This is a genomic window from Actinomadura sp. 21ATH (assembly GCF_041951345.1).
Taxonomy (GTDB): Bacteria; Actinomycetota; Actinomycetes; order Streptosporangiales; family Streptosporangiaceae; genus Spirillospora.
The window spans coordinates 158,013-170,087 of the sequence record NZ_JBGNUR010000016.1; the positions used below are offsets into that span (position 1 = coordinate 158,013).

At 72.6% G+C, this 12,075-nt stretch carries 12 protein-coding genes; 3 read left to right on the top strand and 9 right to left on the bottom strand.

The genetic code is table 11. The annotated features are described in order from the left end of the window. Positions 1-74: 74 nt before the first annotated feature. The 7 genes from ACA361_RS33720 to ACA361_RS33750 all read right to left on the bottom strand — a co-directional run bounded on the left by ACA361_RS33720 (position 75) and on the right by ACA361_RS33750 (position 7,387). Positions 75-467, bottom strand: coding sequence for a VOC family protein (locus ACA361_RS33720; RefSeq protein ID WP_375018831.1), 393 nt, complete (start codon positions 465-467; stop codon positions 75-77). Positions 468-484: 17 nt separating this feature from the next. Beyond that, entirely contained in the window at positions 485-679 is a 195-nt protein-coding gene (locus tag ACA361_RS33725; RefSeq protein ID WP_375018833.1) for a hypothetical protein, read from the bottom strand. A 246-nt stretch (positions 680-925) separates the two neighbouring features. Beyond that, entirely contained in the window at positions 926-1,555 is a 630-nt protein-coding gene (locus tag ACA361_RS33730) for a response regulator (protein WP_375018835.1), read from the bottom strand. Then, complete coding sequence (locus ACA361_RS33735) at positions 1,552-2,688, bottom strand: sensor histidine kinase (protein ID WP_375018837.1); 1,137 nt, start codon at positions 2,686-2,688, stop codon at positions 1,552-1,554. Before ACA361_RS33735 ends, ACA361_RS33730 begins: the two co-directional genes overlap by 4 nt. 5 nt (positions 2,689-2,693) lie before the next feature. Beyond that, on the bottom strand, positions 2,694-4,877 hold the full coding sequence (locus ACA361_RS33740) for an MMPL family transporter (protein WP_375018839.1): 2,184 nt from the start codon (positions 4,875-4,877) through the stop codon (positions 2,694-2,696). 147 nt (positions 4,878-5,024) lie between these two features. Next, on the bottom strand, positions 5,025-6,074 hold the full coding sequence (locus ACA361_RS33745) for an LLM class flavin-dependent oxidoreductase (RefSeq protein WP_375018841.1): 1,050 nt from the start codon (positions 6,072-6,074) through the stop codon (positions 5,025-5,027). A gap of 83 nt (positions 6,075-6,157) precedes the next feature. Continuing rightward, entirely contained in the window at positions 6,158-7,387 is a 1,230-nt protein-coding gene (locus tag ACA361_RS33750; protein WP_375018843.1) for an ABC transporter substrate-binding protein, read from the bottom strand. A 167-nt stretch (positions 7,388-7,554) separates the two neighbouring features. Here ACA361_RS33750 and ACA361_RS33755 point away from each other — a divergent pair, with 167 nt between their 5' ends. Genes ACA361_RS33755 through ACA361_RS33765 form a run of 3 tightly spaced genes read left to right on the top strand, consistent with a single transcriptional unit; the run spans position 7,555 to position 11,201 of the window. Next, positions 7,555-10,203, top strand: a complete 2,649-nt coding sequence (locus ACA361_RS33755) for a nitrate- and nitrite sensing domain-containing protein (RefSeq protein WP_375018845.1) — start codon at positions 7,555-7,557, stop codon at positions 10,201-10,203. A gap of 7 nt (positions 10,204-10,210) precedes the next feature. Then, entirely contained in the window at positions 10,211-10,591 is a 381-nt protein-coding gene (locus tag ACA361_RS33760; RefSeq protein ID WP_366622906.1) for a DUF742 domain-containing protein, read from the top strand. Then, complete coding sequence (locus ACA361_RS33765; RefSeq protein ID WP_375018847.1) at positions 10,572-11,201, top strand: ATP/GTP-binding protein; 630 nt, start codon at positions 10,572-10,574, stop codon at positions 11,199-11,201. Before ACA361_RS33760 ends, ACA361_RS33765 begins: the two co-directional genes overlap by 20 nt. Positions 11,202-11,216: 15 nt before the next feature. Here ACA361_RS33765 and ACA361_RS33770 read toward each other — a convergent pair whose 3' ends face one another. Further along, positions 11,217-11,486 (bottom strand): hypothetical protein, encoded by a 270-nt coding sequence (locus ACA361_RS33770; protein WP_375018849.1) that lies wholly within the window; start codon positions 11,484-11,486, stop codon positions 11,217-11,219. After that, a complete protein-coding gene (locus tag ACA361_RS33775) occupies positions 11,483-12,019 on the bottom strand; it encodes a class E sortase (protein ID WP_375018851.1) in 537 nt (178 codons plus the stop codon). The genes ACA361_RS33770 and ACA361_RS33775 overlap by 4 nt, the downstream gene beginning before the upstream one ends. Between the last annotated feature and the right edge of the window lie 56 nt (positions 12,020-12,075).

A 12,075-nucleotide genomic window follows, 5' to 3' on the forward strand; every position in this document is an offset into this window, starting at 1 on the left:
AGGACCACGATCCCCGACCCCCCTTACAACCCCCTTCAAACCCACTTACGCCCCCGCCGCCGCGGCCGGCGGTGTCAGGCGGGGCCGAGGAGGTCCCAGCGGTTGCCGGAGATGTCGAGGAAGACGGCGACCTTGCCGTAGTCCTCCGTGCGCGGCGGGCGGACGAATTCGACACCGGCCGCCGTCATGCGCTCGTGGGCGGCGTCGAAGTCGTCCACGCGGAGGAAGAACCCGACCCGGCCCGCGACCTGTTCTCCGATGGCGGCGGTCTGGCGCTCGCCGTCCGCGCGGGCCAGGAGGACGCCGGTCTCGGCGCCGGGCGGACGTACGGTGACCCACCGCTTCGGACGTCCGTCGTCGGTGAACGACGGCGAGTCCTCGACCAGCTCGAAGCCCAGGGGGCCGGTGAAGAACTCGATGGCGCGGTCGTAGTCGTCCACGACGATGGTGATCAGGTCGATGCGCATCCTGGTGAGCGTACGGATCACCGCGCCGGGGCGCGCTCGTCCGGCAGCGGGCGCTTGAACGTGAACGTGATCCAGTCGCGGTCGTGCGCGTGGCTGACCAGCTCCCAGCCTTCGGCGGAGTAGGCGTCCAGCAGATGGGCGGGAGAACGCCAGGACTCAGGAGAGTGAGGGTTGTAGACATCGTAGGCGTGCTGCCACCGTGGCGCGTTCATGGCGGGCTCCTTCTGGCCGGGCGCCTCAACGCCCGCAGCGTCTCACAAGCGCCCGCAGCGGGTGGTGAGGTAGAGCGGCCCGGGGAAGCGGCTGGAAAGGGAGGGTGCACGATCATGTCTTTCCGTGCTCCTCCACGAACTGGAGTACCACGAGGCGGTCGCCCGCCTCACCAGGGCCGCCAATCCGCCCGGCCTCGCGGAAGAGTTCCTCGCCTGGGTCCGGGAGCAGTAGGGCGATGGGGAGGTTCAGCGGACGAGGAGGCCGCGTTCCAGGGCGACCACCACCGCGTGGGTGCGGTCGCTGACGTCGAGTTTCGCGAAGATGCGGAGAAGGTGGGTCTTCACGGTGGCCTCGGCGATGACCAGGCGGCGGCCGATCTCGGCGTTGGAGAGGCCGTCGGCGACCGCGTTCAGGACGTCGGTCTCGCGGGAGGTCAGCGGGACCTGGGCGGGGCGGCGCATGCGGGCGACGAGGCGTTCGGCGACGCGGGGCGCGAGGACGGTCTCGCCGCGGGCGGCGGCGCGGATCGCGTCGGCGAGCTGCTCGCGGGTGGTGTCCTTCAGCAGGTAGCCGATGGCGCCGGCCTCGACGGCGCGCTCGATGTCGGTGTCGGTGTCGTACGTGGTGAGGATCAGCACGCGGGTGCCCGTCGGGACGATCTCGGCGGTCGCCGCGACGCCGTCCAGGACGGGCATCCGCAGGTCGACGAGGGCGACGTCCGGGGCGAGGCGCCGGACGAGGTCGACCGCCTCCCGGCCGTCGCCGGCCTCGCCGACGATGGTGATGGCGGGGTCGGCGGCCAGCAGGGCGACGACGCCGGCGCGCATGACGGTGTGGTCGTCCACGACGATGACGCGGAGGGGCTGCTCGGTCATGCGGTACCTGCCGGGATCAGTGCGTGGACGCGGGTGCCGTCGCCGACGGAGGAGGTGACGGTGAGCTCGCCGCCGAGTTCGGCCAGCCGGCGGCGCATGCCCTCCAGGCCGTAGCCGCGGGCGGCGCCGGGCTCGAAGCCGCGGCCGTCGTCGGTGATCTCCAGCTCGATGCCGTGGGGGTGGAGGGCGAGGACGATGCCGACGGTGGTGGCGGCGGCGTGCTTGCGGACGTTCGCGAGGGACTCCTGGGTGCAGCGCAGGAGCGCGACGCGGGTCGGCTGGTCGCAGTCGATCTCGGCCAGTTCGGCGGTGGTGGCGAGGCCGGTGTCCTCGGCGAAGCGGTCCAGGGTACGGCGCAGCGCCGCGGCGATCGAGGTGCTCGACTGGGACGGGGCGGAGCCGACGAGCGCGCGGGCCTCGGCGAGGTTGTCCCGGGCGGTGCGCTCGATGGACAGCAGGCGCTGGTCGCTGTGCGCGGGGTCGGCCCGGGCCGCCTCCGCCAGGACGACGATGGAGGCGAAGCCCTGGGCCAGCGTGTCGTGGATCTCGCGGGCGAGCCGTTCGCGCTCCTCGGCGGCGCCCTGCCGCTGGTACGCCTCGGCGAGCCGCCGGCGGGCGCTGTCCAGTTCGGTGGCGAGGCGGTGGGCGCGCTCGTCGCGCTGCCGCAGGACGCGGTGCGTCCAGAGGCCGACGAGGGCGCCCGCCGCGTAGCCGAGGAGGGTGAAGACGGCGTTGCCGGTGAGGGTGTCCCCGTCCCAGCGGATCGTGCCGGCGAACGTGAGCGCGGCGGCGGCGCTGACGAAGGCGATCGCGTGCCCCGCGTTGCCGGAGTGGATCCAGAAGAGGGGGAGGGCCACGATGAACATCGCCGCGCCGCCCCCGAGCAGGAACGACATTCCTCCCACGCCGGCCGCGAGCACGCACAGGAAGGCGTACGGGCCGATCACCCGGAGGAGCGCGTGGGAGAGCGCGAGTACGGCGAGCAGCGCCAGCACCGGGTACGCCGTCGCGGCGGGCCGGTCCAGGACGGCGATGGCCGGCGGGCACAGGCCGAACAGGATCCACACGACGGTGTACCAGCGGCCCGGCGTCAGGGCGGGGACCCGGACGCCGAGCCGTGGCCGAAGATCCATGCGGGTCAGCCTACTTCCAGCGGGCGCGCTTCCGGAGCGGCCGGGGCGGTGGCGGCCGCGCGGCGCGACGGCCACCAGCTGCGCTCGCCGAGCAGCAGCATCAGCGCGGGCAGGATCATGATCCGGATGACGACGGCGTCCAGCAGGACGGCCACCGCCAGCGCGAAGCCCATCTGCTTCATCTCCATGATGTGCAGCGGGACGAAGCTCGCGAACACCGTCACCATCACGAACGCGGCGCTGGTCACGACCCCCGCCGAGCCGCCGATGCCCTCCAGCACCGCCTGCCGGGTCGGCAGGCCGTCCAGGACCTTCTCGCGGATCCGGCTGATGACGAAGACCTGGTAGTCCATCGACAGCCCGAACAGGATCACGAACAGGAACAGCGGTACGCGCGAGCCGATCGAGCCGGTGGAGGTGAAGTCGAGGAGTCCCTCGGCCCAGGTGTTCTGGAAGACCAGCACGAGCAGGCCGAGCGCGGCGGCGGCCGACAGCAGGTTCAGCATGACCCCGACCAGGCCGAGGACGACCGAGCGGAACGCCCAGACCGTCATCGCGAACGTCACCAGCAGCAGCGCGCCGATGATGAACGGCAGCTTGCCCTTCTGGTGCTCGGGGTAGTCGGCGTACCGGGCGACGTCGCCGGTCACCGCGGTCTCGGCGCCGCCGAGCGCGCCGATGGTGGCGGGGACGTGGCGCTCGCGGAGCGCTTCGAGGGAGGTGCGGGCCCGGTCCGTGCTCACATGGTGCGGTACGGGCAGTTCGAGGAGGCTGATCCGGCGGTCGGGCGAGGTGCGCAGTTCGGCGGTGCCGGCCAGGTTCGGGTCGTTCTTCGCGCGCCCGGCGAGGCCGTCGAGGGCGGCCGCGACCTCGGCGGAACGGGCGGGGTCGGCGCGCACGACGACTTGGTGCATGGCCTTCAGCTCCGGGTACGCCGCGTTCAGCCGGTCGTACGACCGCATCGCCGGAATGTCGCGGGGGTGGGTCTCCCGGCCCATGTCGGTGAGGTCGAGCGACAGCAGCGGCGCGGCGAGGCCGAGCATGATCAGGACGGTGACGGCGAGCGTGGCGGCGGGGTGCCGGGCGGTCGGGCGCAGCATGGCGACGGTGATCCGGCCGCCGCCGGCGCGTTCCCGGCGTTCCCGGCGCGGCCGGCCGGCGCGCGCGGCCCGGCGGCGTTCGGCGCGCTCGCCGAGCTTGGCCAGCAGCGCGGGCAGGACGGTCAGCGAGCTGACCACCGCGACGAGCGAGACGACGATCGCGCCGGTGGCGATCGAGGAGAAGATGACGTCGTCGGCCAGGTACAGCGTGGCGCTGGAGGCGGCGACCGCGAGGCCGGACAGCACGACCGCGCGGCCGGAGGTGGCGGCGGCCAGTTCCACGACGGCCCGGGACGAGAGCCGGCCGCCGGAACGGGCCCGTTCCTCGCGCTCCCGCTTGAGGTAGAAGAGCGTGTAGTCGACGCCGACGGCCAGCCCGATCAGCAGGATCACGTTGGTGCCGACGCCGGAGTCGGGGAACGCGTGCGAGGCGAGCATCGACAGCCCGACGGCCGCGACGATCGAGGTGAGCGCCAGCAGCAGCGGCACGACGGCCAGCGCGATCGAGCCGAAGACCAGCAGCAGCGTGATCAGGGTGACCGGCAGGGCGATCATCTCGGTGCGGGCGAGGTCGTCGCCCCGCAGCTTCTCGACGCCCTTGCTGATGGACGGGCTCCCGGTCTCCTCGATCCGGAGCCCCGGATGCGCGGCCTGGACCTGGGCGGTCTGCGCGCGCAGCGGCTCGACGTGCTTCTTGCCGTCGAGTTCCGGGCCCTTCATGGTGACGTCGACGCGTACCGCCGAGCCGTCGGCGGACCGGATGGGGGCGCCTACCGCCGCGACCTCGGGGAGCGCCTTCATCCGTGCGGTGGCGTCGCGCGCGGCGGCGTCCGCCGCGGCGGGGTCGAGGGCGCCGGCACGCGCGGTGATCAGCACCCGTTCCACGGGCCGCTGGCCCAGCCCGCCCTCGGCGGCCATGGCCTCCGCGCGCCCGGCTTCGCCGATGCGGAAGTCCTCGGTGGTGGCGGCGTTCCCGCCGACGGTCATGCCGAGCCCGAAGCACAGCGCCACGAACAGGAACCAGCCGGTGATCGCGCGCCACGGATGTCCGGCGCTCCACCGGGCCGTCCGCACTGTTAGGTCTCTCATGCCGTCAATGCTGGTCGGACGGCCCTTTCCGCCGACAGCCTCGACCGGTCGAACCTCGTGTCCACCGATCGGTGGACACGCGGGCCCGGACCGGCGGAACGCGGAAGGGGCCGGGCAAGCCGCATGCCCGGCCCCTCGCGCGGGGTCCTACTTGAACGCGGGCATCAGCTCGTCGTGGATCAGGCGGAGCTGGGTGTCCACGTCGGCGACGTTCTCGACGTCGCGGCCGGTGAACTGCTTCACCAGGGTGGCGTCGGTGATCGCGAGGATCATGTGGTTGACGCCGGTGCCGGCGATCTCGCGCTCGATCTTCGCGCGGACCTCGTCGGGGGTGCCGGCCAGGGAGAGCTTCTCGGTGATGTCGGGGGTGGTCAGCTCGATGGCCCTGGCGAGGTCGCCGGCGCCGATGGCGGCGACGATCGGCTCCATGTCCTTCGGGTCGACGCCGTTGCGCTCCAACTGCTCGGACGGCATCGCGGACGCGTAGAGGCCGACCATGCTGCGGGCCGCCTCCTTGGCCGCCTGCGAGTCGGGGCCGGTCGCGAACACGACCCAGGCGCCGATGTCCATCGACTCCCAGTCCTTGCCCGCCCGCTCGGCGCCGATCCTGAAGTTCTCGACGGCGTACTCGTACGCGCCGCGCGAGTAGCTCAGCGCGTGGTGGACGCCGTCGGACAGCTCGCCGGCCGCCTGGAACGACTTCGGCCCGCGCATCGCGCCGATCTTGACGGGGAGGTGCTCCTGGACGGGCCGGGCGAAGGTGAACAGGCCGTCGTAGGAGTAGAACTCGCCGTCGCGGGTGATGGCGCCCTCGTCCAGGAGGGTGCGGACGGCCGCGACGGCCTCCTTGACGCGGGTGAGCGGCTTGGTCTTGGTCCAGTCCATCTTGTACTGGGCCAGCACGCCGAAGTTGCCGCTGCCGAGGACGACGTCGGCGCGGCCGCCGGTCAGCTCGTCGAGGGTGGCGGCGGCCTGGGCGATCAGGCTCGGCTCGCGCAGGGTGACCGCCGAGACGCTCGGACCCATGCGGATCTGGGAGGTCTGCGCGGCGGCGGCGGCGAACAGCAGCCACAGGTCCTTGTGCCACGGCTCGTCGGCCGCGTACACGGCGTGGAACCCGAGCTCGTCGGCGAGCTTGATGGAGGCCAGCGACTCCGCGACGGGGTAGTCGGGAAGCATGGCGTAGCTGAACTTCACGGGAATGCTCTCCTTGTCGTGCGCCATCGCACGTTCGGGGGATGAAGGGGAGATGCTGAGGTTCTGCTGGGTCGGGTTTCCTCCTAGCCCTTGATCTCTGTCCAGGCCTGGGACCAGCGGGCGTACTCCACGCACGCGTCGCCCCGGTCGTCGCCGCAGTTGCTCACGGGCGTCTTCCAGAACGCGATGCGCTTGTAGAAGTCGGCGTCGCCGACCTTGAACGTCGCGCAGAATCCCCTGGCCGTGTAGCGGCACGCCTTGGGGTTGGCGGCCGCCTGTCCGAACCACTGGGCGACCTGGGCCTGCACCTTCGGTGTCGTGATCCAGTTCATCCAGCGGTACATGCAGTTGGGGTGCTTGGCGCGGGAGGAGATCATCCAGGTGTCGGACCAGCCGGTGGCGCCCTCGACCGGCAGCACCGTGTCGACCGGGGCCTTCTGCTCCTTGGCCAGGTTGGCGGTCACCTGCCAGGCGGTGCCGGCGTGGTTGTCGCCGACGATGAACGACTGGAGCTCGTCGGCGTAGTTGTGCCAGTACTGGCCGACGTTCGGGCGCTGCTGCCGGAGCAGGTCCAGTGCGGCCTCGAACTGCTTCTCGTCCAGCGCGTACGGGTCCTTGATCTTCAGGTCGGGACGGTGCGCCTTGAGGTAGAGGGCGGCGTCGGCGATGTAGATCGGGGAGTCGTAGGCGGTGATGTTGCCGGCGGCGGGCGAGTTCCTGTCCCACACGACGTTCCAGGACGTCGGCGGCTGCGGCAGCTTGTCGGTGCGATACATCAGGTAGTTGGCGCCGTAACCATGGGGAACGCCGTACATCTGCCCACCGACCGAATTGTACGGCTGTTCCTTGAGGTAGTCCGCGATGTCGGGATAGTTCGTCAGCAGGGACGTGTTCACCGGGGCCACGTCGCCGCCGTACACCAGCCGGAGGCTGGCGTCGCCGGACGCCGACACGCCGTCGTACTTGCCGGTCTTCATCAGCGCGACCATCGAGTCCGACGTGTCGGCGATCTTGGTGCGCACCCGGCAGCCGGTCGCCTTCGTGAACGGGGTCACCCAGTCGACCTTCGGATCGGTCGAGCCGTCCTCGGCGTACCCGGTCCACGCGACGAGGTTCAGCTGCCCCTCGGTCGCGCCGATGACCTGCTGGGCCGGGATCTGGGGGAGCGACGTGCGGGTCGCGTTCGACGAGTCGCTGCACCCGGCCAGTGCGGCGGTGACGGCCACGGCGACCGCCAGCCGTCCGCCCGCACGGGGGCGCCGCAGGCCGGGAGGGCCGGGCGGCCTTCGCTTGAGCTGGCTCTTAAAGATCACGGTCGCGGATTGTATGCCCGCGACTACCCGTCATGTGGGCCGAACCGCAATGATTCAGATCTCTCCCCACAAGTTCCGCAAACGATCACGCGGCCATGTACCCTCTCGTGCGATCAGTAACCGTCGGCTAACAGAGAGCCTTCTTCGTGCGATCAAGGGACCGCGGCATGGGGTCACGCAGCAATCATCGACGGCCAAGGACCGGAACGAGCCGGTTCCGTACGGTCCGATTCAAGGTCACGGCGCTGGTCCTGGTCTCGCTCGTCTCGCTGAGCATCCTCTGGGCGTTCGCGGCGAGCGTCACCCTCGGGGAAGGGCTCAACCTGCGCAACGTCGAGACCGTTCAGGACCACTTCGAGTACCCGTCCGGCGCGCTCGGCAGCACCCTCCAGGCCGAACGCCGGGCCACCATGGTCTATCTCGGCGGCAAGCAGCCCACGGACTTCGCCGTGATGGAGGCCGCCCGGCTCGTCACCGACCGGCAGGCGAGCCTGTTCCGCCGGCTGGCCGGTGACAAGGACGCGCTGGACGCGGCGCCCGCGACGACCCGGCGGCTGGCGGACGAGATCGTCCGCGGGCTGGACGGGCTGGCCGGCAAGCGCAACGCCATCGACACCGGCGGCACCCAGCGCGCCCAGGCGTTCGCCGACTACACCGGCCTGATCGGCGGCATCGGGACCCTGCAGGGCACGCTGTCCACGCTGAACAACTCCGAGGTCGCCAAGGACGCCCGCAACCAGGTCGCCCTGGCCCGCGCGCGGGAGGCGCTCTCGCAGGAGGACGCGCTGCTCGCGGGCGTGCTGGCGGCCGGCCGGATCAGCCGCGCCGAGCACGCCGCGTTCGTCAAGGCGGTGGGCACCCAGCGGGCGCTGTACGACATCGCCTCGCCCGAGCTGCGCACCGAGGACCGGACGTACTTCCGCCGGGTCACCAGCACCCCGCAGTACGGCCGGCTGCGCGCGCTGGAGGACCGCTACGTCAACAGCACCCGGCTGCCGCGCGCCGGCGCCGACGCCCCGGTGCTGTGGAAGACCACCGTCGACTCCAACCTCACCCGGCTGCGCGGCCTGGAGCTGTCGCTGATCGCCGCCGCCGAGCAGCGGGCCGAGCCGATCTCCAACGCGATCATCCTGCGGGTGGCGCTGGCCGGCGTGCTGGGCCTCCTCGCGGTCGTGCTGTCGGTCATCCTGGCGATCTGGGCCGCCCGCTCGGTCGTCCGCGACCTGAACGGCCTCAAGCGCGAGGCGCTCGACCTGGCCGGCAGCAAGCTGCCCGGCGTCATCCGCCGGCTGCGCCGCGGCGAGGAGGTCGACGTCGTCGCCGAGGCGCCGCCGCTGTCGTTCAGCACCGAGGAGATCGACCAGGTCGGCCAGGCGTTCAACGAGGCCCGCCGGACCGCGATCCAGGGCGCGGTCGAGGAGGCCGGGCTGCGCCGCGGCATCAGCGAGGTCTTCGTCAACCTGGCCCGCCGCAGCCAGACGCTGCTGCACCGCCAGCTCAACCTGCTCGACTCCATGGAGCGCCGGATCAGCGAGCCGGACGACCTGGAGGACCTGTTCCGCATCGACCACCTCGCCACCCGCATGCGCCGGCACGCGGAGGGCCTCATCATCCTGTCCGGGCAGGCGCCGGGCCGCGGCTGGCGCAACCCGGTCGCGGTCATCGACGTCGCCCGCGCGGCCGCGTCGGAGGTCGAGGACTACACCCGGGTGTCGGTGGCCCCGATGACGCAGGCCGCGATCTCCGGCGTGGCCGTCGCGGACGTCATCCACCTGCTGGCCGAGCTCATCGAGAACGCCTGCTCGTTCTCGCCGCCGCACACGAGCGTGCAGGTCACCGGGCAGGTCGTGGCGCGCGGCTTCTCGATGGAGATCGAGGACCGCGGGCTCAGCATGGACGAGAAGAGCCTGGCCGAGGCCAACGCGCGGCTCGCCGAGCCGCCCGAGTTCGACCTGTCCGACAGTGCCCAGCTGGGCCTGTTCGTGGTCGGCCGGCTGGCCAAGCGGCACAACATCCGGGTGACGCTGCGGACCTCGCCGTTCGGCGGGATGAGCGCGGTCGTGCTGATCCCCGAGGACATCGTGGTGCACGGCGACGGCGACGGCTTCCAGGAGGCCGCCCCGCTCGCGCTCACCCGGCGCAGCGAGGACGCGCTCGTCCCCGCCGGGGTGCTGCGCGGCGGCCACGAGCGGGCCGCGCTGCCCGCCGGGTCCGGCGGCGCGGTGCTGCGCCTGCACTCGAACCAGCCGGGCGGCCAGCCGGGCCACCAGCCCGGCCACGAACCGCCCATCCCCGAAGCGGCACCGCCGTACGGACCGAACGGCCCCACCGCCCCGATCCCGCAGCAGCCGGGCATGCCGGCCGGCATCCAGGACGCGCCGCAGTTCGGGGCGCGGCACCGCCGGCCGGGCGGGGAGCCGCCCCGTTCCGTACCCGATCCGGCGCCCGCGCCCGAGACGCCGCCGCAGCCGGAGCGGTCCCCGCGGCCCGTCCAGGAGCTGCGGCCCGAGCGGCGCACCACCGGCGGTCCCGGCTCGCTGCGCCGGCCGCCCGGCGGGGCGTCCCGGGGCGCCGGGTCGCGCGGCGGCCGGCCCGACCTGCCCAAGCGGGTCCGGCAGGCCAGCCTCGCGCCGCAGCTGCGCGACGAGGCGGGCGGCGGCGAGCCCGCGCCGGCGCCCGCGGAGTCGCGGGCCGAACGCTCGCCCGAGGAGCTGCGTTCGATGATGTCGTCGATCCAGCGCGGGACCCGGCGCGGCCGGGACGAGACGGTCGCCGAGCCGAGCATCGAGAACATCGAGTTCGACGAGGGGTCGTGAACGGTCGATGAGCGGCCCCGGAAACGAATGGCTGGACGAGGACGCGGGTCCCCTCGTCCGCTCCTACGCGCTCACCCGCGGCCGCGCCCGGCCGCGCACCCGCGGCGAGGGCTTCGAGATGATCGCGATCATCGCGACCGTCGCGACCCCGGCGGCGTCCTCGCCCGAGATCGGTCCCGAGCACCTGGCGATCGTCGACCTGTGCGTGCGGCCCCATTCGGTGGCGGAGGTCTCCGCCCGGCTGGGGCTGCCGCTGGTCGTGGTCCGGGTGCTGCTCGGCGACCTGCTCGCCCACCGGCTCATCGCGGTACGGCGCCCGCAACAGCAAAGCCCGACCGTGACCGAACATCTGCTCAGGGAAGTGCTCCATGGACTCGAGGCGCTCTGACGCGTCCCCCCGGAACGACGCGGCGGCGATGCCGCTCGCCGTGAAGATCCTCGTGGCGGGGGGTTTCGGGGTCGGCAAGACCACGTTCGTCGGCGCGGTCAGCGAGATCAAGCCGTTGCAGACCGAGGAGGTCCTCACCGAGCAGAGCGTCGGCGTCGACGACATCTCGGGCGTGGACCGCAAGACGACCACCACCGTCGCCATGGACTTCGGCCGCATCACGATCCGGGACGGGCTGATCCTGTACCTGTTCGGGACGCCGGGCCAGGACCGGTTCTGGTTCATGTGGGACGAGCTGTCGCACGGCGCGCTCGGCGCGGTGGTGCTGGCCGACACCCGGCGGCTGGCGGACTGCTTCCCGGCCGTCGACTACTTCGAGAGCCGCGGGCTGCCGTTCGTCGTCGGCGTCAACTGCTTCGACGACGGCTACGACTACGAGCCGGACGAGATCCGCGAGGCGCTCGACCTGAACGACCGGACGCCGGTCATCATGTGCGACGCGCGCAACCGGAGCTCGACCAAGAGCGTGCTCACGTCGCTGGTCAAGCACCTGATCACCGTCAACGGCGAGGACCGGTCGGCGCAGCCGGCGGCGGGCCGGTTCGGCTGACGCCGGCTTCCCGCGTCAGCCGTCGAGGAGCCAGTCGTCGGACTCGTCGTCCTCGTCCCCGGCAGGGGCGGGCGCGGGAACCGTAACGGGCACAGGTGCCGTAACGGGCACAGGTGCCGGGACGGGCACAGGTGCCGGGACGGGCAGCAGGCTGTCGATGGCGCGCAGCAGCGCGCAGTCCGGAGGCGTCTCGCGGGTCAGGACGGCGCGCAGGTCGTGCAGCTCCTCGTACGTCATGGCGCGCAGCGGCTTGGTGCCCCAGCCGGGACGGGGCGCGCCGTTCACCGGGTGCCCGCCGCGGGTTCCAGCCTGGCCAGCACGACCAGCCGCCTGCGGTCGGAGCCGGGCGGATGGCAGCTGATCAGCGTCAGCACGCTCTCCCGGGGCGCCGCCCCCCACCGGAACGGCACGGGCGCGAGGACGCTGGTCTTGCGGGGCGAGATGACCCGCTTCCCGTACGCCCGGTAGACGAACGTCCTGCCGCCCGCCGTCACGGTGACGCGATCGCCGGCGCGCATCCGCCCGATGCGGCGGAACGGGGCCTTGTACGTGGTGCGGTGGGCGAGCAGCACCGCGTTCCCGATCTCGCCGGGCATCGCCGTACGGGGGTGGTGGCCGATCCCGCGCGCGAGGACCCGGCGCGTCACGCCCTCGCGGACGGGGCCGCGCACCTTCATGCGGGAGATCGTGATCCGCGCGATCCGTTCACCGATGTCCGGCCCGGGCGCGCGGGAGAGGACCGCGGGGGCGCCCGGGACGGCCGGGGCGGCGGGCGGCAGGGCGAGCGCGGCGACGGCGGCGGCGATGAGCGCGTGCATGGTTGCTGTCTGATCCTTCGATCGGCCGGAACGGCGGCGGGGGCGGTGCGCCGGGA